Source organism: Aeromonas sp. sif0611 (assembly GCF_019218845.1).
GTDB lineage: Bacteria > Pseudomonadota > Gammaproteobacteria > Enterobacterales > Aeromonadaceae > Aeromonas > Aeromonas media.
In genome coordinates, this window is sequence record NZ_JAHUWU010000008.1 from 21,839 (window position 1) to 47,106 (window position 25,268).

The 25,268-nt window shown below is 65.1% G+C and carries 16 protein-coding genes; 11 read left to right on the forward strand and 5 right to left on the reverse strand.

What is annotated here, in order from left to right; translation table 11 throughout:
- Positions 1-2 precede the first annotated feature (2 nt).
- Genes bcsR through bcsC form a run of 6 tightly spaced genes read left to right on the forward strand, consistent with a single transcriptional unit; the run spans position 3 to position 10,222 of the window.
- Positions 3-233: a cellulose biosynthesis protein BcsR gene (bcsR, locus tag KW824_RS16940; protein WP_371316623.1), complete on the forward strand. Its 231-nt coding sequence runs from the start codon at positions 3-5 to the stop codon at positions 231-233.
- The gene (gene bcsQ / locus KW824_RS16945) at positions 230-898 is read left to right on the forward strand and encodes a cellulose biosynthesis protein BcsQ (RefSeq protein ID WP_218410408.1); all 669 of its coding nucleotides are present in this window, start codon (positions 230-232) and stop codon (positions 896-898) included. The genes bcsR and bcsQ overlap by 4 nt, the downstream gene beginning before the upstream one ends.
- Complete coding sequence (gene bcsA, locus KW824_RS16950) at positions 892-3,459, forward strand: UDP-forming cellulose synthase catalytic subunit (RefSeq protein WP_218410409.1); 2,568 nt, start codon at positions 892-894, stop codon at positions 3,457-3,459. Before bcsQ ends, bcsA begins: the two co-directional genes overlap by 7 nt.
- Positions 3,459-5,681: a cellulose biosynthesis cyclic di-GMP-binding regulatory protein BcsB gene (gene bcsB, locus KW824_RS16955; protein ID WP_256351411.1), complete on the forward strand. Its 2,223-nt coding sequence runs from the start codon at positions 3,459-3,461 to the stop codon at positions 5,679-5,681. Before bcsA ends, bcsB begins: the two co-directional genes overlap by 1 nt.
- 3 nt (positions 5,682-5,684) lie before the next feature.
- A complete protein-coding gene (bcsZ, locus tag KW824_RS16960; protein ID WP_256351412.1) occupies positions 5,685-6,794 on the forward strand; it encodes a cellulose synthase complex periplasmic endoglucanase BcsZ in 1,110 nt (369 codons plus the stop codon).
- The gene (gene bcsC / locus KW824_RS16965) at positions 6,779-10,222 is read left to right on the forward strand and encodes a cellulose synthase complex outer membrane protein BcsC (RefSeq protein ID WP_218410411.1); all 3,444 of its coding nucleotides are present in this window, start codon (positions 6,779-6,781) and stop codon (positions 10,220-10,222) included. Before bcsZ ends, bcsC begins: the two co-directional genes overlap by 16 nt.
- Before the next feature lie 28 nt (positions 10,223-10,250).
- On the opposite strand, the gene KW824_RS16970 is transcribed toward bcsC, so the two are convergent.
- On the reverse strand, positions 10,251-10,526 hold the full coding sequence (locus KW824_RS16970; protein ID WP_005326467.1) for a metal/formaldehyde-sensitive transcriptional repressor: 276 nt from the start codon (positions 10,524-10,526) through the stop codon (positions 10,251-10,253).
- Positions 10,527-10,597: 71 nt separating this feature from the next.
- Between KW824_RS16970 and dmeF the strand changes: the two genes are divergently transcribed.
- Complete coding sequence (dmeF, locus tag KW824_RS16975; protein ID WP_218410412.1) at positions 10,598-11,557, forward strand: CDF family Co(II)/Ni(II) efflux transporter DmeF; 960 nt, start codon at positions 10,598-10,600, stop codon at positions 11,555-11,557.
- 40 nt (positions 11,558-11,597) lie between these two features.
- Here dmeF and KW824_RS16980 read toward each other — a convergent pair whose 3' ends face one another.
- On the reverse strand, positions 11,598-12,011 hold the full coding sequence (locus KW824_RS16980; protein WP_218410413.1) for a hypothetical protein: 414 nt from the start codon (positions 12,009-12,011) through the stop codon (positions 11,598-11,600).
- A gap of 267 nt (positions 12,012-12,278) precedes the next feature.
- Here KW824_RS16980 and pulA point away from each other — a divergent pair, with 267 nt between their 5' ends.
- A complete protein-coding gene (gene pulA, locus KW824_RS16985) occupies positions 12,279-16,340 on the forward strand; it encodes a pullulanase-type alpha-1,6-glucosidase (protein WP_218410414.1) in 4,062 nt (1,353 codons plus the stop codon).
- A gap of 195 nt (positions 16,341-16,535) precedes the next feature.
- On the opposite strand, the gene KW824_RS16990 is transcribed toward pulA, so the two are convergent.
- Entirely contained in the window at positions 16,536-18,926 is a 2,391-nt protein-coding gene (locus tag KW824_RS16990; RefSeq protein WP_218410415.1) for a zinc/cadmium/mercury/lead-transporting ATPase, read from the reverse strand.
- A 223-nt stretch (positions 18,927-19,149) separates the two neighbouring features.
- Here KW824_RS16990 and tpx point away from each other — a divergent pair, with 223 nt between their 5' ends.
- Positions 19,150-19,653 (forward strand): thiol peroxidase, encoded by a 504-nt coding sequence (tpx, locus tag KW824_RS16995; RefSeq protein ID WP_043128839.1) that lies wholly within the window; start codon positions 19,150-19,152, stop codon positions 19,651-19,653.
- Between the two features lie 77 nt (positions 19,654-19,730).
- Here tpx and KW824_RS17000 read toward each other — a convergent pair whose 3' ends face one another.
- A complete protein-coding gene (locus tag KW824_RS17000) occupies positions 19,731-20,261 on the reverse strand; it encodes a hypothetical protein (RefSeq protein WP_218410416.1) in 531 nt (176 codons plus the stop codon).
- An 11-nt stretch (positions 20,262-20,272) separates the two neighbouring features.
- Positions 20,273-22,213, reverse strand: a complete 1,941-nt coding sequence (locus KW824_RS17005; protein WP_371316624.1) for an alkyl/aryl-sulfatase — start codon at positions 22,211-22,213, stop codon at positions 20,273-20,275.
- Between the two features lie 224 nt (positions 22,214-22,437).
- Here KW824_RS17005 and KW824_RS17010 point away from each other — a divergent pair, with 224 nt between their 5' ends.
- Together KW824_RS17010 and KW824_RS17015 are read left to right on the forward strand one after the other, a co-directional pair.
- Entirely contained in the window at positions 22,438-23,658 is a 1,221-nt protein-coding gene (locus KW824_RS17010; RefSeq protein WP_218410513.1) for a DEAD/DEAH box helicase, read from the forward strand.
- Between the two features lie 80 nt (positions 23,659-23,738).
- Positions 23,739-25,241 carry an alkaline phosphatase D family protein gene (locus KW824_RS17015; RefSeq protein WP_218410418.1) on the forward strand — a complete coding sequence of 501 codons (1,503 nt, stop codon included), beginning with the start codon at positions 23,739-23,741 and terminating at the stop codon, positions 25,239-25,241.
- Positions 25,242-25,268: the final 27 nt, after the last annotated feature.

Sequence of the window (25,268 nt, forward strand, 5' to 3'; positions counted from 1 at the left end):
AGGTGGACGTGCAGAGTGAGCGGCGACCCGCGACGCAGGCCCCCTTCGGGGTGCCGGTAGAAGGCGGCATGATGAGCGACGTGGCCATGGTGCAGCAGGCCTTCGGCGTCAATCTCTCCTACCAGGACATCGCGTTCCGGGAGCGGCTCATCGCCCTGCGTGAGCGCTTCCCGCTGCTGGCGGAGCTGGACCTGAGGGGGCCGGCAGCGCCGGACGCAGGGAGGCCAGCATGAATCTTGTCGCGTTGCAGGGGATCCGTGGCGGTGTGGGCACCACCTCTCTGGTCGCCGGCCTGGCGCTGGCGGCCCGGGAGCAGGGTGCCCGGGTGCTGGCGGTGGATCTGTGTCATGACAACCTGCTTGGCATCCACCTGGGCCTGTCCCATGACGACCCCAGAGGCTGGAGCCGGCTGGCGGACCCGACGCGGGAGTGGCGTTCGGCACTCTATCACTATGAGGAGGGGCTGGATCTGCTGCCCCATGGCGGCCAGCAGGGGACATCGGCAGGAGCCTGGCTGCAGGCCATCGAGGGCTATGATCTGGTGCTGCTGGATCTGCCCATGGGCCAGTTGCCCGGGCTGCCCTGCAAGCGCTTGACCATAGTCAATGCCGACGCCAACTGCCATGTGCGTCTCTACCGCCATGTCTGGGGGGACGGGGAGCGATTGCTGGTGACCCAGTTCACCAGCCGCCGTGCCCTGCAACAGGATCTGCTGGATCTCTGGCAGGCGGGCGGGTTGCCCCTGCTCGGGCTGCGTCTGCATCGGGACGAGGCGATGGCCGAGGCCATGGCCGCCAAGCAGCCGGTGGGTCGCTATGCTCCCACCAGCCTGATCGCCCACGAGCTGAGCGCCCTGGCCTGCTGGTGCCTGGACATCGAGGGCGCCGACCCATGCTAGCCAGGCTGCTGACCCCGACGGCGGGCCTCTGGTGCTCCCAGCGCTACCAGGCACTGCGCCGCCAGGGCGGCTCCCGGCTGGGGTCCGCCGGTCTGACCCTGGTGTGGCTGCTGGCCTGGACCCTCTTCCCCCTGGAGCGTCATGGCTGGCAGTGGGTGCTGGGCCACGCCCAGAGTCTCTATCCCCAGCTGGCCCGGCCCCGCGTCGGGGATCCCCTGCGCATCCTGTTGCAGAGCCTCTGGCTCATAGTGCGCCGCCCCGAGCCCATCCCCCTGCACTGGCCCGCCTCCTGGCAACGGGCCTGGCAATGGGGCACCCAGGCTCTCGGCACCCTGCTGATTCGGCAGGAGGAGAGGGGGCTGGCGGCGGCCAGGGCCACCCCCCGCGAGGCGCGCTGGAAGAGCGTGCTGCTCTGCGTGGTGGCAGGCATCCTCTCCCTGCTCTGCATTACCCAGCCCTTCACCCTGCAGGCGCAGCTGGTCTTCGTTCTGCTGCTGGCCGCCATGGCCTTCATTTTGCGCGCCGTGCCGGGCCGCTACCCCATGTTGATGATGATGGTGCTCTCCCTCACCGTCTCCTGCCGCTACATCTGGTGGCGCTACACCTCCACCCTGGACTTGTTCGATCCCCTCAGCCTCACCTGTGGTCTCTTGCTGCTGGCCGCCGAGACCTATGCCTGGGTGGTGCTGCTGCTTGGCTACTGGCAGACGGCCTGGCCGCTGCACCGCCCGCCGGCGCCGCTGCCGGCGGACCCGGCCCAGTGGCCCAGGGTTGACCTGATGATCCCCACCTACAACGAGGATCTCGCCATCGTCAAGGGCACCGTCTATGCCGCCATGGGGCTCGACTGGCCTGCTGACAAGCTGACCATCTGGCTGCTCGATGACGGGGGCCGGGAGTCGTTTCGCGAATTTGCCGAAGGGGCGGGGATCCGCTATGTGGCGCGGCCGACCCACGAGCACGCCAAGGCTGGCAACATCAACTATGCGCTCAGGCAGGCGAGCGGGGATCTGGTCGCCATCTTCGACTGTGATCACCTGCCAACCCGCTCCTTCCTGCAGATGACGGTGGGCTGGTTTTACCGGGATCCCAGGCTCGGGGTGGTGCAGACCCCCCATCACTTCTTCTCCGCCGATCCGTTCGAGCACAACCTGCAGCGGTTTCGCAAGATGCCGAACGAGGGGGCTCTCTTCTACGGTCTGGTGCAGGATGGCAACGACATGTGGGATGCCAGCTTCTTCTGCGGTTCCTGTGCCGTCATCAAGCGCTCGGCGCTGGACGAGATCGGCGGCATCGCGGTGGAGACGGTCACCGAGGATGCCCACACCTCGCTGCGGCTGCACCGCCTTGGCTACACCTCCGCCTATATCCGCATCCCCCTGGCGGCGGGGCTGGCCACCGAGAGTCTCTCCGCCCACATCGGGCAGCGCATCCGCTGGGCGCGTGGCATGGTGCAGATCCTGCGCCTGGACAACCCCCTGTTTGGCAAGGGGCTCAACCTGGGGCAGCGGCTCTGCTACTTCAACGCCATGCTGCACTTCCTGTCGGGCATACCGCGTCTCATCTTCCTGACGGCGCCGCTCGCCTTTCTGATCCTGCACGCCTACATCATCTACGCCCCGGCGGCGGCCATCGCCCTCTACATGCTGCCGCACATCTTCCACAGCGCCCTGACCAACTCCCGGCTGCAGGGCAAGGTGCGCCACTCCTTCTGGGGCGAGGTCTACGAGACGGTGCTGGCCTGGTACATAGCCCGGCCGACCACGGTGGCACTGTTTGCACCCCACAAGGGCAAGTTCAACGTCACCGCCAAGGGGGGCATGACGGAGGAGGTGTATCTGGATCTGGCGGTCTCCAGGCCCTATCTGATCCTGATCCTGCTCAACCTGTGCGGGTTGGGCTTTGGCATCTGGCGCATCGCCACCGGCCCGGCCGACGAGGTGTTGACCCTGATCCTCAGCATGCTGTGGACCCTCTACAACATGACCATACTGGGGGGGGCTCTGGCGGTGGCGTTCGAGTCGCGTCAGGTGCGCACCAATCCCAGGGTGGAGATGGTGATGCCGGCGGCCATCAAGCTGGCCAACGGCCACCTCTACCCCTGCACCGTCAAGGACTACTCCAATGGCGGGGTGGGTGTCCTGCTCGAGGATCCCCTGCCCCTGGCCGACAAGGACAGGGTCTGGTTGCTGCTGCGCAATGGCCAGCGGGAGCAGGCCTTCGCCGCCAAGGTGCAGCGGGTGTTCGGCCGCAAGCTGGGGCTGGAGCTGGCGCCCATGGATCAGACCGAGCACATCGCCTTCATCCAGTGCACCTTTGCCCGGGCCGACACCTGGTCCCTGTGGCAGCAGCGCCTCGGCAAGGATCGTCCGCTACACAGCCTGCTCGACATCACGCAGCTCGGCTGGGGGGCTTACTGGCGCCTGGCGCGCGCCTCACCCATAGGGTTTGTTTGTATCCTGCTTGAGAAGCTGGTTCGCTGGCTGCTCTCTTTCGTTCCACGTCGCGTCTCGCCGGGTTTTCGGTCCGGGGCTCCGACCACACAGACAGTGAAAGGATGATGAAACCACAACGCTACCTTGTCCCTCTGCTGCTGATGACGCAGAGTGCGCTGGCCGCCGAGGCCAGCGGCCCCCTGCCACCCGTGCCCGCGCCGGTGCGCAGTCAGGCGCTGAGTTTCGAACAGATGTCCTCGACCCCGGGCACCCTCTCCCTGCGCGGCAACGCACCGGACGGCCAGGCGGACTTCACCGTGCGGCGTGACGAGGTGGTCACCCGGGCCAGCCTGGATCTCGACTTCACCCCGTCCCCCTCCTTGTTGCCGCTGCTCTCCCAGATCAAGGTCTACCTCAATGACGAGCTGATGGGGGTTACCGCCCTCACCAAGGCGCAGATGGGGGAACGTACCCATGCCCGCATCGAGCTGGATCCGCGCTACGCCAAGGATTTCAACCGGATCAAGGTGAGCTTCGTCGGCCATTACCAGAAGGTGTGCGAGAACCCGGCGAGCGATACCCTGTGGCTCAACGTCAACCGGGACAGCAAGCTGAACCTGCAACTGCAGACCTTGCCGGTGCGCAACGAACTCTCCTTCTTCCCCATGCCTTTCCTCGACGTGCGGGACGATGGCAAGCTGATCCTGCCCATGGTGTTCAGCGGCACTGTTCCGCTCCTGCAGCAGCAGGCGGCGGCCGTGCTGGCGTCCTGGTTCGGTACCAAGGCGCAGTGGCGGGGTCAGCACTTCCCCGTGCTCATCAACCAGTTGCCGGATCGCAACGGGGTGATCTTCGCCACCAATGACGCGCGTCCCGATTTCCTGGTCGACTACCCCAAGGTGAAGGGGCCCACCATCGACATGATCAGCTCCCCCGACAACCCCTATGTGAAGCTGTTGCTGATCCTGGGACGGGATCAGCAGGATCTGCTGACTGCGGCCAGGGGGCTGGCCCAGGGAGAGGTGCTGCTGCGGGGTCAGAGCGTGCTGGTGGACGAGGTGAAGCCACTGGCTCCGCGCCAGCCTTATGATGCCCCCAACTGGGTGCGGCTCGATCGCAAGATGCGGTTCGACGAGCTGACGGATTATCCGGGCCAGCTGCAGGCCACGGGCAGCCGGCTCTGGCCCATGAACCTGACGCTGCGCCTGCCGCCGGATCTCTATCTGCTAGGTGCCAATGGCATCAAGACGGAACTCAAGTACCACAATACGGCGCCGACCCGGCGAGATGGCTCCCGCCTGGATGTAGCGGTCAACGGCCAGTTCATGAAGTCGTTCCCGCTCGAACCGGGTGAGGCCAAGAGTGAGCAGTTGCTCACCCTGCCGCTCTGGTTCGCCGCCGATAACGATGCCACGGCGCTGCGCATGCCCGGGCTCAAGACCACTCAGGCCAACAGCCTGAGCTTCTCGTTTGAATATGCCAAGGAGATGATGGGGGGGAATGAGGACGGTCGCTGCGATCTGGTGATGCCCCCCGCCCATCAGGTACGCATCGATGAGGGCTCAACCATCGACTTCACCGGCTATCGCCACTTCATCGAGATGCCGAACCTCAGGGCCTTCGCCTATGCGGGCTTCCCGTTCAGCCGGATGGCGGATCTCGCCGACAGCCAGGTGGTCATGCCCGCCAGGCCGCACCCGGCGCAGATCACTACCCTGCTCGATGCCGTGGGGGCCATCGGGGCCGAGACCGGTTATCCGGCCCTCTCCCTGCGAGTCCGGGATGATTGGGAGCAGGCCCGCACCGCTGATCTGGATACCCTGCTCATCGGCACCCTGCCTGAGGAGTTTCAGGGGGATCTGGCGCCAGATGCCCTGCTGCAGTCCACCCGCAGCTGGGTCAACGAGCCGACTCGCCAGCATCAGGGGGATCTGCTGCACAGCATGGCCGATCGCCAGCCTCAGGCCAGGGTCGGCATGACCGGCAACCGCGCCATCGCCGTCATCCTGGGTCTGCAGTCGCCGACCCACGAGCAACGCAGCCTGGTAGCCCTGCTGGCCGACGGCCCGGCGGGGGTCAAGCTGCTCAACGACACCCTGCAAAACACCACCCTGCGTGGCCAGGTCGCGGGGTCGGTGGCCATTATCCGGGAGTCCGGAGTGAAGAGTCTGGCGGTCGGGGATCGTTATGAGGTGGGCTATCTGCCCTGGTGGGAGCGCATCTGGCAACTGTTTGCCGAGTATCCGCTGCGCCTTGCCGGACTGACGCTGCTCTGCATGCTGGTGCTGGGCTGGGGCCTGCGGGTGCTGCTGGCCGGTGCCAGCCGTCGCCGCCTGAAGGAAGACTAAGAGATGACTCAGATGAAAAATGCCTGTGGCGCCCTGCTGCTCTGGGCCCTGTGTACCCTGCCTGCCCTGGCGGCTTGTGACTGGCCCGAGTGGGACTATTTTCGCCAGCACTACATCAGCGAGGAGGGGAGAGTGATAGACCCTGCCGACGGTCGGCGGATCACCACCTCCGAGGGCCAGAGCTACGGCCTCTTCTTCGCTTTGGTCAACAACGACAGGGAGACCTTCGCCCGTCTGCTCGACTGGACCGAGCGGCGGCTCGCCCGCGGGGATCTGACCGGCTTCCTGCCCTCCTGGCTCTGGGGTCAGCGAGAAGATGGCAGCTGGGGCGTGCTGGACGAGAACAGCGCGTCCGACTCGGATCTCTGGATAGCCTACAGCCTGCTCGAGGCGGGCCGTCTGTGGGACAACCACAGCTACGAATCCATCGGCACCCTGCTGTTGCGGCGCATCGCCCGGGAGGAGGTCGCCACCGTCCCCGGTCTCGGCCCCGTGCTGCTGCCCGGCGCCCACGGCTATACAGGGGAGGGGCGCTGGACCCTGAACCCGAGCTACCTGCCGCCCCAGTTGCTGGCCCGCTTCGCGGCGCTGCAGGGGCCCTGGCGCGAGATGCGTGGGCAACTGCCGAGGCTGCTGCAGGAGAGCGCACCCCTGGGCTTTGCCCCCGACTGGGTTGACTGGCAGGGGGAGAAGGGGTGGCAGGTGACGACGGACAAAGGCCCCCAGGGCAGCTATGACGCCATCCGCGTCTACCTCTGGCTCGGCATGCTGAACGACGAGGATCCCGCCAAGGCGCCCCTGGTGGCACACTTCACCCCCATGCTGGAGAGCACGGCGGCCCTTGGCGCCGTTCCCGAGCGGGTCGACACCCGGAGCGGCCAGGCTCAGGGGCGGGGACCGGCCGGCTTTGCCGCCGCCCTGTTGCCCCTCTCTCAGGGACAGCCGATGCTGGCCACCCTGCGTGAGCAGGTGAAACGGCATGGTGAGCAGGCCGACGCCTATTACGGCAGCGTATTGACCCTGTTTGGTGCCGGCTGGGATCAGGGTCGCTATCGCTTCGCCGCGGACGGCACCCTGCAACCAGGCTGGAGCGAGTCATGCCAAGCAGATTGACCCTGGGTTGCCTGCTCGTCGGCCTGATGGGCGGTACCCTGGCTCAGGGGGCGGTGCAACCGGTGTCGTGGTTGCTGGAACAGGTCCGGATCGGGGAGGCCCGCGGGCGGGAGGATCTCGTCAGCAACAGTCTCTACTCCCTCTCCCTGGTGGAGCCCAATCACCCGGAACTGCTGGCGGCCCAGGCGCGCCAGGCCCTGCGTCAGGGCAAGACCAGGGAGGCCGGGGAGTTGCTCGCCCGGCTCGGCAAGCAGGATCCCGACTCTGCGCTCTATCGCCAGGGCATGGCCAATCTCGCCCTGAGCGATCCGGCCCGGCGCCAGCAGTTGCAACAGGCGAGGCTGCTGACCAGCGCCGGTCGACTGGAGGAGGCTGAACGTCTCTATCGAAGCCTGTTCGCGGGGGACAGGCCCCCCAATCTCGAGGTGGCGGTGGAATATGCCCTGCTGCAGATGCGCATCCCCGCCATGAAGGCAAAGGGCATGGCGACGCTGGAGAGCCTGAACCGGCAATATCCGGGTGAGCCACGGGTGCGCAGCGGGCTGGTCCGCCACTACCTGGCCGACGGGCGGCGCCAGCAGGCTCTGGGGCTGCTGCGCGAGATGGCGCAGGATGACAACAGCCGCGGGGAGGCGGCCGCGATCTGGCTCGCTGACATCGAGGCCATGCCGGTCGGCCCCCGGAGCATCGACGAATTGAAGCAATACATCCCCCTCTTCAGTACCGAGATGGAGGCCGACAAGGCCGAGGCGCTGCTCGCGACCCAGGAAGCGCAGTGGGCCTCTCCGGCCTATCGCTCCCGTCAGTTGGCGCTGGTCCGTACCGCCAGCGGCGGGGCCACCATCGCCGAGCTGCAGCGGGCCCTCGCCGTCAATCCCGGGGATCCCGAACTCATGGGGGCCCTGGGTCAGGCTTATTCCCGCAACGATCAGCGCGCGCTCGCCATCACCCAGTTCGAGCGGGTGCTGCGCCATCCCGATGTGACCGACAAGGACAAGTGGGCCAGCCTGCTGACCACCAACCGCTACTGGCTGCTGGTCAACCAGGGTTCCCAGGCCTTGGCGCAGCAGCAATGGGAGGCGGCGGCGACCCGCTATCGCAGCGCCATCGCCCTGGATGGCAAGGAGCCTGAAGCCTGGCTCGGATTGGGAGACAGTGAGCGGGGTCGTCATCGCGACGGCGAGGCCGAGCTCGCCTATCGCAAGGCCTTCGCCATGCCGGGCGCCCGTGATCGGGCCCTGGCCCGGCTGTTCGATCTCTACAAGGGGCAGGATCCGGCGCGGGCACTGGCCCTGCTGGATCAACACGGGAGTGCAGCCCTGCAGGCCGAGGGCAAGCGGCTCAAGGCCGAGCTGTTGCAGGAGCAGGCCGATCAGCTCGACAAGGCCGGCAAGCTGCCCCAGGCCCTGACCCAGCGCCAGGAGGCGCTGCGGCTGCTGCCGGATGATGTCTGGCTGGCCTATCGGGTCGCCGCCACCCAGGCCCGTCTCGGGGATGTTGCTGGCGGGGAGCGGTTGCTGCGGGGGCGGTTGGCGGCGCAACCACAGAACGACAGCCTGCGCTACGCCACTGCCCTCTACCTGTCGGGGCAGGATCAGTCATCTCAGGCCCGCGCCGTGCTGGCCGAAGTGCCGGCTGCGCGTTGGTCGGCTGACATGCAGGAACTGGATCGCCGCCTCGCCCGTGGCGAGCGGCTGGCCAACGCCAGGCAACTGCACCTGGAGGGGGATGAGGCGGGCGCCGAGCGCCTGCTGCAGCCGTTGCAGCCCGATGATGAGGTGACCCTGATGCTGGCGAGCTGGGCCGCGGAGCGGGGGGATGTCGCCGGGGCAGAGCGCCATTACCGCGCGGTGCTGGCGCACGCGCCGCAGCAGCCCGAGGCCAGGCTTGGCATGGCTGAGCTGGCCCAGACCAGGGGAGATGTGGCTGAGGCTCGCCACTGGCTGCCGGCCTGGCCGGTCAGCCCGCTGCCGGCGGACGAGTTCAACTACTACCGCCGGGTGGCAAACCTCTATCAGGCGCTGGGGGAGGGGGAGACGGCGCGGGCCATCTTCACCGGCTACGAACCCCTGGTGTCGACGCAGCCGGCCTCCCAGCAGACGGCCCTGTTCTGGCGGGATGCCGCCCGTCAGCGCTTCGCCACCGGCGACGCCGAGGGGGCCCTGGCGCGGGATCGCAAGGGGCTGGTGGCGGCGGGCCTCTCTCCCCGCGAGGATCTGGATGAGGGCGCCCTGACCGCGCTCGCCCGCAGCCGTGACGGCGAGGAGTGGCTGGCCTCCGGGCTGCGCGGGGATCTGGACAGTCACTATCGACAGCAGCAGACCACTGTCTCCCTCGACAGCGACTACTGGGGGTCCAGCGGTACCGGCGGCGTCTCCGACCTGCGGGCCCTGACCCAGATGGTGCAACTGGATACCCCCCTGGCTGGCGGCACCGCCTTTGGCCGCCTCGAGCTGGTGGACATGGATGCGGGCCGGCTGCCGGCCTCTCCCTACCGGGAGGAGTTCGGCACCTGCGCCGCCCGTGATTGCAGTGGGCAGGAACATCAGCAGAGCCGGGGCACCACCCTGGCGGCGGGCTGGCACAAGGGGGCCTGGGCCTTCGATCTCGGCACCACGCCGCTCGGCTTCGAGGTGGTGGACTGGGTCGGTGGCGCGACGGTAACGGGAGACTGGCGCGAGCTGGGGTGGGGGCTCACCCTCTCCCGGCGGCCTGTCAGCAGCTCGCTGCTCTCCTATGCGGGCACGGTGGATCCGGGGACCGGCATCAGCTGGGGCGGGGTGCGGGCGAACGGGGTTCGCCTCGATCTCAGCCATGATCTGGGGGGCGCCGTCGGCTTCTGGGGCAGCGCCCAGCAACACCTGCTGACGGGCAAGAACGTGCCGGACAACTGGCGCACCCGGCTCATGGGGGGCGGCTACTACAAACTCATCAACGAGACGAACCGCCGGGCCAGCGTGGGGCTCAGCACCATGCTGTGGCATTACCAGCAGGATCTGAGCGGCTACACCCTGGGGCAGGGGGGCTATTACAGCCCGCAAGGGTACTTCTCGTTCTCGGTGCCGGTCAGCTACCGGCAGCGCACCCCTGACTGGTCATGGGAGCTGGGGGGATCGGGATCCTGGTCCCGCTCCCGTACCGACGACAGTCGCCGCTACCCCCTGGAAGGCCTGTTACCCACCGGACTGCCGGACAGGAATGCGCCGGTGCAGGGGGGCAGCAGCAGCGGCTTCGGCTATACCCTGAACGCCATGGTGGAGCACCGCCTGACCGAGCACTGGCGCATCGGCGGGCGGATCGACATCCAGCAAGCGGATGACTATGCCCCCAGCCATGCCACCCTCTTCCTGCGCTACACCTTCAAGCCCTGGCAGGGGGATCTCGACATGCCACCCCGACCGCTGACTCCCTACGCGGACTTCGACTGACAGGAGCGCCCGATTTCTTCGGGCGCCCTTATTTCAGATAGGAGCGCAGTACCCTCACCACCTGATCCAGATCCTCCAGCCGCTCGGCCGGGGTCGCTTCCGCCGCCCCCAGATGCTCGCGCATGTGGCCTTCCAGCACCTCCAGCATCAGGCCGTTGACGGCACCGCGGATGGCGGCAATCTGCTGCAAGATGGCGGCGCAGTCCGTCTCCTGCTCCAGGGCACTCTCCAGGGCGCCGGTCTGTCCCTTGATGCGTCTGACCCGTGCCAGCAGCTTCTTCTTGTCGTGAACCGTGTGTGACATACAGGATCCTCTCGCGCATTAAAACTATACTGGGGTATAGTATATTGCATTGTCGCTCTCAGGAGAAATTCATGTCATCCCTCGCTTCATCCCACTGCCAGCAACCCGTCGTTCATGAAGGGAATCCGCTGGCCGAACAGAAAACCCGCTGGGCCGTACTGCTCACCCTCATCATGATGGTGGCGGAAATCGGCGGTGGCTGGTTCTACAACTCCATGGCGCTGCTGGCGGATGGCTGGCACATGAGCTCCCACGCCCTTGCCCTCGGCCTCTCCGTCGTGGCCTATCGTGCCGCCCGTCACTTCGCCCGGGATCACAGATTCAGCTTCGGTACCTGGAAGATAGAGGTGCTGGGAGGCTTCAGCAGCGCCCTGCTGCTGGTGGGGGTGGCGGGTCTGATGCTGTTCGAGTCGGTGGCCCGGCTGCTGGATCCCAGCCCTATCCACTATCAGCAGGCCATCGGCATCGCCATCGGCGGCCTGTTGGTGAACCTGGCCTGCGCCTGGTTGCTCAAGGACGATCACGGCCATCACCACGGTCACGGCCATCATCATGACCATCATGACCACCATGACCACCATGACCATCATGGTCATCACCACCACGGCCATCAGGATCTGAACCTGCGTGCCGCCTATCTTCATGTGCTGGCGGATGCGGCGACCTCGGTGCTGGCCATCTTCGCGCTGGTGGGGGGCATGCTGTGGGGAGCCGACTGGCTGGATCCCCTGATGGGCATAGTGGGGGCCGTGCTGGTGGCGATCTGGGCCCGGGGGTTGCTGAGGGACACGGGTCGCGTGTTGCTGGATGCGGAGATGGATGCCCCCCTGGTGGCGGAGATCCGCGAGGTGATAGCCGAGCTGCCTGACGCCGAGATCCGCGATCTGCACGTCTGGCGGGTGGGGCAGGTGCAATATGCGGCCGTGCTGTCGCTGCGGATGGCGGTCCCCATCCCGGCACAGGCGATCCGTGAACGGCTCGCCATCCACGAGGAGCTGGTGCACCTGACCATCGAAATCGCTCAGGGATAGGAAGTAGGATGGCGCCCGGTGCCTATCCCGGGGCCTTGATTCAGTGCGGCGGGCGTTCATTCTCCCCTTTGGCCTGATCCTGCCAGAGTGAGTCCAGCATCAGTTTGAGCAGCAGCCCTGGTGGGTCATCCAGCAGCCGGCCGGGTTCCAGCAGCAGGTGACCGTCGGCGCGAAAGCCCAGGCTGGCGTGGGTCGCTCCCTCGTCATCCAGGATCTGGATGATGCCGATCAGGGTTCCCCGCTCACCGGGCTGACAGCGCAGCCGCAGTTCGCGCGGCTCACCCAGCAGGGTGAAGGCCCGGCAGAGGGGCGGCGTCTCTTCGTAATCGGGCCAGCTGAAGAAGTGATACTGCTCGGCGAGTCCCCCGGCCTGCTGACAGAATTGGTGAAACAGCTGGGCAATCCCCTGATACTCCTGATCCAGCCGCTTCGCCTGCTCCTCGATCCGTTTCATAGGTCATGACTCCTTGCTATCCATTTGATCGGAAATTGATTTTTTCCGGCATGAACCCGTCGTTCTGCTGGTATGGGCCCAAAGCGGGGGCGGGTCTGTGAGCGCGATCCAATTTTCGTTATGAAAACGTTATCTTGTTGAAACAGGTTGGTTTTTTTTGCCCAGCCGCTCACATTTACAACAATCTCCGCTGATTAATATGGCATCGCTCGGTTACGACCGGGTACCTCGAGTATCGAGACCAACTACAGCGGGAATTATAAAAAAATGGATATGAAAAAGACCAAGGTGGCGCTGGTAACAGCCTCACTGCTCGCGCTTTTGTCAGGCTGTAACGACAACAGTTCTTCACCCTCCACCCCTCCGACTCCTCAGGATGAGCCCGTCGCTCGTCTGCCCAATGTGCAACCTCCGGCCGAGCAACTGGTGGCCGGTCCCAATCAGGCGGTGATCGCCCTGGTCGACACCCAGAGCAGCGCGGCCCGTGGCGTCGACGGTCCCTTCGCGGGTCACAGCCTGCACCTGTGGAACAACGATGCCTGCAACGCAACGGCAGAGGCAGGTCTCAATACAGGCTGGGATGACAAGAGCAAGACGCCGTCAGCGGCAGACAGCTTCGGCCCGGCCTGGGTGGTGCCGCTCAGCAAGATGGAAGGCTGCATCAACTTCATTGCCCGCAACGGCGATCTGGCGAACCTGACCGGCAGCGACATGAAGGTCATCTTCAGCGATCACCCGGATCGCACCGTGGCCATCGTCGCGGGCAAGAACGAGATCTTCGGCAGCCGTGCCGAGGCCTTCACCGCCGCCTTCGGCGTGGCGGGAGCCAGTGCCCACCTGATCGACGGCAACACCCTGATCTGGCAAGGGGGCAAGGACAAGCCCCATGTCCGTCTCTATTACACCGAGTCCGGCACCATAGCCGCCAACGGCGAAGGGGTATTCGACTTCCCCTACCTCAAGCTGACCCCGACCAGCCTCAGTGCCGAACAGCAGGCCAAGTATCCGCACCTCAAGGATGCCGCCGCTTTTGCCCTGCCGTCAGGGAAAGACCTCAAGCCCCTGCTCAAGGGAGAACTGGTGGCCATCGGCACCGATGCCGACGGCATTTTGCAGGGGGCGACCCTGGTGCAGAGCGCCGGTGCCCTCGATGCCCTCTACAGCGAAGCGGCCACCAAGCTGACTTACGGCGCCATCGTGGAGGGGGGCAATGTCACCTTCCGGCTGTGGGCGCCGACCGCGAAGTCGGTCAAACTGGCGCTGTTCGACGAGCAGCACAACGCCATCGGCGAGCGCGCCATGACACAGGACGAGGCCAGCGGCAGCTGGAGCGTGCAGGGGGGCAGCGATCTGGTGGGCAAATACTATCGCTATGACATCCAGGTCTATCATCCGGTCAGCCGCAAGCTGGAATCCTACCAGGTGACCGACCCCTACTCCCTGAGCCTGGCCATGAACTCCGAGTTCAGTCAGGTGGTGGATCTCGACGATCCTGCCCTGAAGCCCGATGGCTGGGACAGCCTGAAGGCGCCCCACAGCCAGCAGAATCCCGCCGATATCACCATCTATGAGGCCCATGTCCGGGATCTGACCGGCAATGACCCCTCGACCGATGAAGAGAAGCGTGGCAAGTTCCTCGGGCTGACCCAGCCCGACAGCGTCCCCGTCACTCACCTCAAATCCCTGGCCAAGAGCGGCGTCAGTCACCTGCACCTGCTGCCGGTGTTCGACATCGCTACCGTCAACGAGGATCCGGCCAAGGTGGCGAACATCAGCGATGACTTCAGCAAGCTGTGCGAGGTCAACGCCGAGGTCAAGAACTCCAAGTTCGCCAGCCACTGCGGCGGCGGTGAGACCATCGCGGCGGTGCTGGAAGATCTGCAAGCCAGCGACAGCAAGGAGAACCCTGTGGTGCAGGAGCTGTATGGCTATCTGCGCGGGGTGGACTCCTTCAACTGGGGTTATGACCCATACCACTACACCACCCCGGAAGGCTCCTACGCCACCAATGCGGAAGGGACGGCCCGGATCAAGGAGTTCCGCGAGATGGTCATGGCCATCAAGCAGAACATCGGCATGAACGTGGTGATGGACGTGGTCTACAACCACACCAACGAGGCCGGCCTCGGCCCCAAATCCGTGCTCGACAAGATAGTGCCCTGGTACTACCAGCGTCTGAACCCGGAGACCGGCTCGGTGGAGAACTCCACCTGCTGCTCCAACACGGCGCCGGAACACGCCATGTTCGCCAAGCTGATGGATGACTCCCTGGTCACCTGGGCGCGAGACTACAAGATCGATGCCTTCCGCTTCGACCTGATGGGCCACCACCCGAAAGATCAGATGGTGCAGGCCCTGGCCGAGGTGAAGAAGGTCAACCCGGACATGTACTTCTACGGCGAGGGCTGGAACTTTGGCGAGGTTGCCGATGACAAGCGCTTCGTGCAGGCGACCCAGAAGCACCTGGCTGGCACCGGTATCGGCTCCTTCTCCGACCGGCTGCGGGATGCGGTGCGTGGCGGCAGCCCGTTCGACGGCGGTGACGCCATCCGCAAGACCCAGGGCTTCGGCAACGGCGCCCTGGTGGATGCCAACGAGGTGGACGGCGTCGATCTCGCCACCGCCCTGCACCAGTCCGACCTGGTGCGCCTCGGCATGGCGGGCAACCTCAAGGAGTTCGTGCTGACCGACAAGGATGGCGTGCCGAAGAAGGGGGCAGACATCGACTACAACGGTCAGAGCGCGGGCTATGCCCAGGATCCGACCGAAATCCAGAACTATGTCGACAAGCACGACAACCAGACCCTGTTCGACAACCTGGTCTACAAGGCGCCAGCAGGGGCCGATCTGGTGCGGATGCAAGGGGTATCGCTGGCCACCGCCATGCTGGGACAGGGCATTCCCTTCACCCATGCCGGGGTCGAACTGCTGCGCTCCAAGTCCATGGAGCGGGACAGCTATGACTCCGGCGACTGGTACAACCGGGTCGACTACACCCTCGGCGACAACAACTTCGATAAAGGCTTGCCACGCAAGGATAAAGACGGCGACAACTACCCCTTGATCGAGCAGGTGCTCGGCCAGCACGCCAAGCCGGGCTCGGCCGAGATGCAGCAGATGGTCAGCTTCTACCAGGAGCTGTCCGAGTTGCGTCAATCCTCCCGCCTGCTGCGTCTGGGCAGCGGTGCCGAGGTGATCAAGCGGGTCGACTTCCGCAACACCGGGCCGGATCAGACCCCGGGCCTCATCGTGATGACGGTGGATGATGGCAGCAAGGCTGGCGCGGATCTGGATCCGGCCATCGACGGTCTGGTGGTGATGATCAACGCCACCAGCCAGAGCCAGACCATCGGCGACTTCCGTGACGGCGACGATCAGCCCATCGACCTCTCCGGCATGGTGCTGAGTGGTAAGCATCGCGGGGTCGACAGCATCGCCAGTGGCGCTGCCGTGGGGAACGGTGAGCTGACCCTGGGAGCCTGGTCTGCTGCCGTCTTCGTCAAGCCGCAGAACGGTGCCCAGGGCGCAGGCCTGCCGGTGAGCAAGAAGACGGATCTGAGCACCCTGCCTCCCTTCGGTGATACCGAGGTGTTTGTCCGCGGTTTCCTGGGGGCCTGGGATCCGGTCAACAAGATGAACTTCAGTGGCAACTATACCTATGAGTTCACCACCGACGTGACGACGGATCAGCTGGGAACGACTCAGGTGAAGATCGCCGGCAGCGACTGGGGTGGTCCCGTCAACTACGGCAAGTGCAGTGATACTGACCAGCTGGCGACCGGCCAGGTCAGTGCGCTCTGTGCCAATGGCGGGGATCTGCCGTTCAATGTCGACAAGGCGGGCAGCTACAAGTTCGTCTTCACCGCCATGAACAAGGACAAGCCGACCTTGAGCGTCAGCTACACCGAGCCGGTGCAGAGCTGCAAGGTGCTGGATACCGTCGCCGGTAATCCGCTCGGCTTCCCGCTCTATGTGCGCGGCAGTCTGAGCGACTGGAACGCACAGCCGACCTATCAGCTGAACTACAAGGGGATGGAGGGCAATCTCGCCATCTATCAGGCCGCCTTCAACTACGCGGGCAGCTTCGACTTCAAGTTTGCCAACGACGACGGCAACTGGAGCAAGCAGTTCTTCGTCAAGGATGCCGGTGGCACCCTGATCGCCCTGGAGCCTGAGCAGTCCTATCCGCTGCAGCACGGCGATGGCGGCATGGGCAACAACAGCATGACTCTGGCCCAGGGCCTGTGGAGCTTCTTGGTCAAGGTCGATCCGACCAAGACCTCTGGCGAGGTGGGTACCGTCATCGTCCAGGAGTGCAGCGCCAAGTAAGCAACCCCATCGAGCCCTGGGCTGACTCGGCACCCCAGGGTTGAATTCCACCTCGCCAAGGGTGGGATAACTCCGAGAGAGTAAGCAAAGCGCGACTGCCGACCGGCAGCCGCGCTTTTTCTTTGTCGTGGTGGGCGAGGCAATAAAAAAGCCGCCCTGCTGGGGCGGCTGTTGGTTGTACCGTTAACGGCCAGCTTAGCGCTTGCGCAGCAGGCGCAGGGCGTTGGCGGTGACCAGGGCGGTGGCGCCGGTATCGGCGAGCACGGCAATCCACAGCCCTGTGATGCCGAGCAGGCTGGTGACCAGGAAGATGGCCTTGAGCCCCAGCGCCAGCGCTATGTTCTGGTGGATGTTGGCCAGTGCCGCCCGCGACAGCCGGATCATGGCGACCAGGCCGCCGAGCTGGTTGTGGGTCAGGGCCGCATCGGCGGTCTCCAGCGCGACGTCGGTGCCGCCCCCCATGGCGATGCCGATACTGGCCCGCTTCATGGCCGGCGCGTCGTTGATGCCGTCGCCGATCATGGCTACCTTGCGGCTGCTGGCGAGCAGACCAATCTCCTCTACCTTGCCTTCCGGCAGCAGGCCCGCGCGCCAGTCCATGCCCAGCTCGGTGGCGATCGCCTCGGCGGCGCGCGGGTTGTCGCCGGTCAGCATGATGCTCTGCAGTCCGAGCTGGTTGAGCTCTTGCAAGGCCGCCGCCGCTTCCGGCCGGATCTGGTCCCGCAGCGCCAGCAAGGCTGCCGGGGCGGCATCAGGCTGACCGAGCACCACCACCGTCTTGCCCTGGCGCTCCAGGGTGGCGATCCGGGCATTGAGGTCATTGCTCAGCGAGTCAATCCGGCTTGGCGCCAGCAGTTGCCAGAGAGTGCCGTCGATGCGCCCCTCCACCCCCATGCCGGGGAGGGCGCGCAGATCGCTTGCTGTGGCCAGGCTCAGCCCCTGCTCGTTCGCTGCCGCCACCACGGCGCGGGCCAGGGGGTGGTGGGATCCCTGCTCGATGGCGGCGGCCAGCGCCAGCAGTTCGGTCTGTGGCTGGCCATTGAGGCTGATGAAGTCGGTCAGCTGCGGTTTGCCCAGCGTCAGGGTGCCGGTCTTGTCAAAGGCCACCGTATCGATGTGGGCCAGCCGCTCCAGGGCCGCCCCGCCCTTGATGAGGGCCCCCTGCCGGGTTGCCGCCGCCAGGGCCGAGGTAACCGCCGCCGGGGTGGAGATCACCAAAGCGCAGGGGCAGCCGATGAGCAGCAGCGCCAGGGCGCGATAGATCCACTCGTCCCAGCTCTGGCCGAAGGCCAGCGGTGGCACCAGCATCACCAGCAGGGCGACCAGCATCATGGCCGGGGTGTACCAGCGGCTGAAGCGGTCGATGAAGCGCTCGATGGGGGCGCGCTGGCTCTCGGCCTCCTCGATGAGGTGCAGGATGCGGTCGATGGCGTTGTTGCCGGGCTCGGAGACCACCTCCAGGCGCAGCACCCGATCCGCCGCCAGACTGCCGGCGGGCACCTTGTCCCCCTGACGGCGCTCCACCGGGATGGATTCGCCGGTCAGGGCGCTCTCGTCAAACGCACCGAGCTCATCGAGCAGACGGGCGTCGGCGGGGAGGCGGGCACCCGGGGCGATTTCGATGATATCGCCGGGACGCAGCTCATCGGCACCAACCTCTTCCCGCACCTCGCCCTCGGCAGTGGTGCGGATGCGCAGCGCCTTGTCGGGCACCAGGGCCATCAGGGCGGTGACCCCGGCGCGGGCGCGACCGGCGGCGTAGGCCTCCAGGTGCTCCCCCAGCATGAAGAGCAGCAGCACCATGGCCGCTTCGGCGGTCTCCCCGAGGAAGAGGGCGCCGAGCGCCGCCACCGTCATCAGGGTCTCGATGGCGAAGGGGGAGCCGCTTCGGGTCAATGCCCACGCCTTGCGGGCGACGGGCCAGAGCCCCCAGAGTGTCGCCAGGGTAAAGAGCGGCTGGCCGAGCTGGGCCGGCAGCAGGGCGGCCACCCCCATCAGTGCGGCGAGCGACAGAGGCTGCCAATATCTGGTGAGCATGGCCATCTGTGGGCTGCGGCGTTTGGCGCTGTCGTCCCCGGGTTGAATTGCCCCCTTGAGCCGGAAGCCTGCAGCCAGCACGGCGGCGGTGACAGGGTCGGGGGAGAAGCCGGGGGCGAGATCCACCACCAGCTTCTCGGTGGCGAACAGCACGCGGGCCTGGGTGACACCTTCGACCCGGTTGACGGCCGTCTCTATCTTGCGAGCGCAGCTGGGGCAGTCCATCCCCAGCACCTGCCAGCTGTGGCGGCGACTGTCGCGGGTCGGGGCGGGCAGAGGGCCCTCGGTCACTGCTCCATGGGCGCGATGATCATGGTCGTGTGGATGGGAAGGCTTGCCTCCGGCGTCACGACCCCTGGGGGGGTCTTCATCCCCGGGTCCCTCGTCGACCCCGTGCGCCTGGTGATCCTGGGGCGCCGGGTTGGCGCAACCGCTGGCAGAGGCGACCTTGTCGCAGCAGTGGCTGTCGTGCATGTGCTGATAGGGGGTGGCCTTGCCGATGGCCTTGATGGGGGCGGCATGGGAATGGCTGCAGCAGGATTTGCTCATGATGAGTCCCTCTTGAGTGGATCCCGCCCCTGCGGGATCGCCTATGTCTGAGCCCAGTGTAAACCTTGGTGCTAAGTCCAAGGTCAAGCCCTTCTCTTTCCCACTCAGGCGGGACAGGCGAGACAGGGCCGCAACAAATCCCTCTTGTTAGCGGGTGTTTGTCCCCTGCCGCTGGGCCTATACTGGGAACCCTGGATCCCCCATCGATAATCAAGGACCTAACATGAGCAATACCGTCACCCTGCAAGGCAACCCCGTCTCCGTCTCCGGCCACTTCCCCGTTGCCGGTGAGCAGGCCAAGCCCTTCTCCCTGGTTGCTGGCGATCTGTCCGATGCGACCCTGGCGACCTTCGCCGGCAAGCGCAAGATCCTGAACATCTTCCCGAGCGTCGACACCCCGACCTGCGCCACTTCCGTACGCAAGTTCAACGAGCAGGCCAGCGCCCTGAGCAACACAGTGGTGCTGTGCATCTCCGCCGATCTGCCGTTCGCCCAGGCCCGTTTCTGCGGCGCCGAGGGGCTGGACAAGGTAGTGAACCTCTCCACCCTGCGTGGCGTCTCCTTCCTGCAGGACTACGGCGTGGCCTTCTCCTCCGGTCCCCTGGTGGGCCTGGCTGCCCGTGCCATCGTGGTGCTGGATGAGCACGACAAGGTGCTGCACAGCGAGCTGGTGGCCGAAGTCGCCGACGAGCCGAACTACGCCGCTGCCCTGGCCGCTCTGGCCTAAGTGCCGACAGCCAAGCGCTGAACAAGAGAAGGCCCGCCAATTGGCGGGCCTTTTTTATGTGTCGTCAATGGCTTGGACTAACTGTTGTGCAGAGCGAGGGCATTGTTCAGGTGCTTCAGGAAGGCGTCATCGGGATCGTCCTGGATCACCAGCAAACCCAATTCGGTTGCCTGCGCAGCAGAGAGTTGGCCGGACAAGAGGGCATTGATGCCCGCCTCGCTGGTCAGCATTATCCTGTCCTGCCTGGCGGGCCCCTCGGTGTGGGTCTGCAACAGCAGGCTCTCCTTGCCCCGAACCCTGGACCAGAGCCCGGAGTCCACCAACAGGATGGAGACATTGCCCGGCAATTCGCCATCTTTGAGCGAGCCTTTCAGCTGGTTGAGCCACTGGTAGCTTCGGCTGAACCCATCTGGCCCGGTTATCTTGGGCACAGGGTCGAGTTTCCGATCCGAAATGGCCGCCGCCGTGGCCATGGCGACATCGAGTGAACCAGGCCAGCGCTGCTCGAAGGGATTTGGGTAGATGGCGTCATAGCCACAGGCCATGGCCACGGGGAGAGGCCCCGTGGCCAGGGTGCAGAGCAGCAGCCTGATCGCAAGTCTGTTCATGGCCTCACCACCTAGGGGATCACAATGTTGAACCAGAAGTTGAACTTGTCGAGCATGCCGACGAACTCGCTGAACTGCTTGGCATCCCCGGTGATCGTGACCTGGCCGCTGGCGATCTCCTGCTCCAGGGTGGTCTGTCCAAGCTGGATGTCATCCAGCACCTTCTTGGTCAGGGTCACTGTGGTATCCGGCTTGTCGGCATAGCGGGTGCTGTGGTTCAACACCGCATTCTCGATATTCAGCGAGTGTTTCTCATTGATATCCGTGAAGTCGATGTTGATGGTCATCTTCTTGCCCGCTGCTCTTTCCGGGTTCAGACGCACCGCCAGATAGTCGAACAGCATGCTGGGCGGCATGGCGCGAATGGTATCGGGTGATGCCGTGTTGGTACCACCTGCATTCGGTACGCCATTGCGCAGTTCATAGGCACCCTGCAGGTAGACGGAACGCCAGGGGCCGGACTCGGCCTGATAGCCAAGCTGCTCCAGGGTATCGGCCAGCAACAGCTTGCCTTCCTTGCTGTCGGGGTTGGCGAACACCAGATGCTTGAGCACCTCGGCGACCCAGCGATATTCCCCCTTGTCGAAGGAGGCCTTGGCCTTCTTCAGCACCTCGGCTTCGCCCCCCATGAACTCTATGTATTTGGGGCCCACCATTTCCGGCGGCAGGTTGTCCAGATCGGACGGATTGCCCGAATACCAGCCCATGTAACGCTGATAGATGGCGCGGCTGTTGTGGCGCAAGGTGCCGTAGTAGCCACGGTTCGGCCAGAAGTTTTCGAGCTCCGGCGGCAGCTTGATCTGTTCGGAGATCTCCTCGCCCGTGTAGCCCATGTTCATCAGGCGTACCGACTGGTCATGGATGTACTTGTAGAGATCGCGCTGCTTCTTGAAGTAATCGATGATGTTGGCGTTATCCCAGCGCGGCCAGTGGTGGCTCTGGAACTTGACCTCGACCTGGTCGCCCCAGGTCTCGATGGTTTCATTCAGATAGGTCGACCACTTCAGCGCATCCCGTACCTGGGCACCGCGCAGGGTCAGGATGTTGTGCATGGTGTTGGTGGTGTTCTCCGCCATCCACAGCGCCTTGTGTTGCGGGAACCAGGTGTTCATCTCGGCGGGTGCTTCGGTGCCAGGGGTCATCTGGAAGACCATCTTGACGCCGTCGATGTCGAGCTCTTCACCCGTCTTGGCGATCAGCTTGGTGGGCAAGATCAAAGAGGGCTGACCGGTGGAGGTGGTCATGCCCAGACCGCCGTTGACGCCACCCTGGGCATTGCGGGGCAGCAGGGCGCCATACATGTAGACGGCGCGGCGCCCCATGGCATTGCCTGCGATCACGTTCTCGGAGACGGCATGTTCGGTGAAGCCTTCCGGGGCGATGATCTGCGCCTGATCACGTTCCTCCGGCGTGCTGAACAGCCCGGCGGCGCCACCATAGTGGTCAACGTGGCTGTGGCTGTAGACCACGGCCAGCACAGGGCGCTTGCCCTCTTTCTCGTTGATGAAGGCCAGGGCTGCCTTGGCGGTGTCTGGCGAAATGAGGGGGTCGAAGACGATCCAGCCCTTGTCGCCCTTGATGAAGGTGATGTTGGAGAGATCGAAACCACGGATCTGATAGATGCCATCGGTGACCTTGTACAGGCCGTACTGCATGGAAAGCTGGGCGTTGCGCCACAGACTGGGGTTGACGGTATCGGGGGCTGCCTTGTCCAGGCCTATGAAGGCCTTGTACTGCTCCAGATCCCAGACAACGTTGCCCTTGTCATCCTTGATGGTCAGGGTGTCCGGTTTGGCGATGAAGCCCCGCTTGGCATCGGTGAAGTCCTGCTTGTCGTTGAACGGCAGGCTGGCCTTGACGGCCTCGTTGGCCTTGATGGTGCTCTCGGTGGCCGGTTTGGTATCGACCAGGGCGAAGGCTGTGCCGGGGGGAAGACACAAGGCCGCAATCATCAGGGTCAACAGGCGTTTGGTAGGGGCTTTGGCGGCTGTCATCGATCTCACTCCTTGAATGGAACAACCCAAGAACTTTAATACAGGATCGTCGCTGCTGCGTCTTCGTTAGGCTTCGGTCAGTGCTTTGCTGAGGTTCTATGGGGAAGGACGGAAGGAATTTTTTACTTATGGGATGGCTCTGGCTAGACTTCGCCTCCCACTTCTTCTTGCCGCGTAGCCCCATGACCTTCAACGAACTCTCCCTCCATCCCACCCTGCTGGCTGCACTGCCTGCCGAGCTGAATACCCCGACCCGCATCCAGCAGCTTGCAATACCAGTGGCATTGGCGGGCCAGGATCTGCTGGCGCTGGCCCAGACCGGCAGCGGCAAGACCCTGGCGTTCGGCCTGCCACTGCTGCAGGGGCTGGACGCGGCCTCCGATCGGGTACAGGGGCTGGTGCTGGTGCCGACCCGGGAGCTGGCTACCCAGGTGAACGCAGCGCTGCAAGGGGTGGCCGAGGCGCTGGGGCTGCGCACCCTGACCCTGTGTGGCGGCGTGCCACAGGAGCAGCAACAGGCCGAGCTGGCCCTGGGGCCGCAACTGCTGGTGGCGACACCGGGGCGACTGCGGGACTTGCTGGCCCAGCGGCGGCTGGGCTTAAGCAACTTGCGCACTCTGGTACTGGATGAGGCGGATCGCCTGCTGGAGATGGGCTTCTGGCCCGATATCCAGTGGTTGTTGAATGCCATGCCGACGGAGCGACAGACCCTGCTGTTCTCCGCTACCCTGCCCCTCGAGCTGGAGAGCCTGGCTACCGATCTACTGACGAACCCGATCCGGATCGAGGCCAATCCGCTCAACAGTCTGGTGAGCGAGATCGAGGAGCGGCTCCATCTGGTCAACAAGAGCAGCAAGGTACCTGCACTGATCAGCCTGCTCAAGGCGCAAGACTGGCCCCAGGTGCTGGTGTTTATCAGCGCCAGGGACGATGCCGACGGGGTGGCCAGAAAGCTGGCCAAGGCGGGCATCGCGGTGGCCGCCCTGCACGGCGAGAAGGATCAAGGGGCGCGGGAGCAGGCGCTTGCCGATTTCAAGGGGGGCAAGGTACGGGTGCTGGTGGCCACGGATCTGATGGCGCGGGGCATCCACGTGGAGGCGCTGCCCGTGGTGATCAACCTGGATTTGCCTGCCAATGCCCCCGTCTATGTGCATCGCATCGGCCGCACCGCCCGCGCCGGGCAGAAAGGCCTCGCCCTCTCCCTGGTCTGCCATGGTGAGGCCGAGACGCTGGCGGCCATCCGCACCCTGACCGGTCGCGCGCTGCCGCTGGAGGGGCTTGAGGGCTTCCCGGTGACCGACCAGCCTGCGAGCGGGGAGGGCACGCGGGCCCCCCGGGACAAGCAGGCCAACCGCCGCACCCAGGCCAAGCGCAGCGTCAGGCAGTTCAAGGGCAAGGCCTAGGGGCGACGCTGCCCGGTTGGGCAGTATCAAAGGGCGCCTGTTTCGGTATGCTCCATGGAATGGACCATGGAGGATAGCGGATGACGACCCTGGTAATGGGGCCCCTGCTGGGGCTCGAATCGGAGACACAATACAGCATCTGTTTCCTGGCGGTGGCGGGCTTCAAAGGGGCCAGCGTCAAGATCAATGGCAAGCTGCTGAGCGCCAGCAAGCAGGCGGATACCCCCAGAGGGGTGTTCTGGCGCGCCGTCTGGTCGGCGACCCCCAAGGCCCTGGCCAGCACGGTCGACTACGAGATCCTGCTGGACGGTGTGTCCGCCCGGGATCTGGCCGGGGCCAGCCAGTGGCAGTTTCATCTGCCGGGGCAGGAGGAGCGGGTGCGCATCGGGTATGCCTCCTGCAACGGTTTCTCCGACTTCAAGCTGCTCACCTCCACAACCCAGCCTTACGTGATGTGGGACAGGCTGGCCGCCGAGCACAGGGATCACCCCTTGTCGCTGCTGCTGATGGGCGGTGATCAGGTCTATGCCGACTCCCTCTGGACCTCGGTTCCGACCCTGAAGGCCTGGAACGAGCTGGATCGGGTGGACAAGGTCAAGCGCAAGGCGACCCGGACCATGGTGGAACAGCTCGATCGCTTCTATTGCGAACTCTACTGTCGGCAGTGGAGCCGCCCCGAGGTGGCCACCATGCTGGCCCGGGTGCCGAGCGTCATGATGTGGGACGATCACGACATCTTCGATGGCTGGGGCAGCTATCCCGCCGACTTGCAGGACTGCGAGGTCTATCAGGCCATCTATGCCGCCGCCGCCAAGTATTTCCGGCTGTTCCAGCTGCGCTCCGCTGCCAATGTCTCCCTGCTGGATCCGGTGCACCTGACCCATCACTCCTGGCGATTGCGTTTTCGGGGCTACCAGATCCTGGCGTTGGACAACCGGGCGACCCGCAGCCAGAACCAGGTGATGAGCCGGGAGCAGTGGGATCAGATCAACGGGGCGCTGGCCGATTGCGGTGAGGGACACCTGTTGGTCATGACCGGGGTGCCCGTGGTCTATCGGGATTTCTCCTTCACCGAGGCGGCGTTCGATGCGACCCCCTGGGAGGAGGAGCTGACCGACGATCTCAAGGATCACTGGCGCGCCAAGTCACACCAGGGGGAACGTGCCCGCCTCATCATGCGGCTGCTGGACAATGCCAGGCTGCGGCGCCAGGCCGTCAAGGGAGAGAATCAGGTGCTCCCCAAGACCCTGATCCTGTCCGGGGATGTGCACGTGGGTTGCCTCGGGGTGATCCAGGACCGGCGGGGGGAGGGGGTGATGAATGTGCACCAGCTGGTCTCCTCCGGCATAGTGCATCCCTGCCCCACCCAGTTCCAGTGGACGGGGATCCTCGCCATGACCAACGACGCTCCCGAATACCTCGACGAGAGCCGGCTGGTCCGTGCCGAGCTGCTCAAGCCGTTTGGTGCTCCTGTCTATCTGCGCACCCGCAACTTCGCCACCCTGCAGATGGGCACGGATCAGAAACTGTGGGCCAACTGGCATTGTGAGAACGATCTGGCCGCCAGCTATCCGCTGGCCTGATGCCGGGAAAATGCGAAGGGCCCTGAC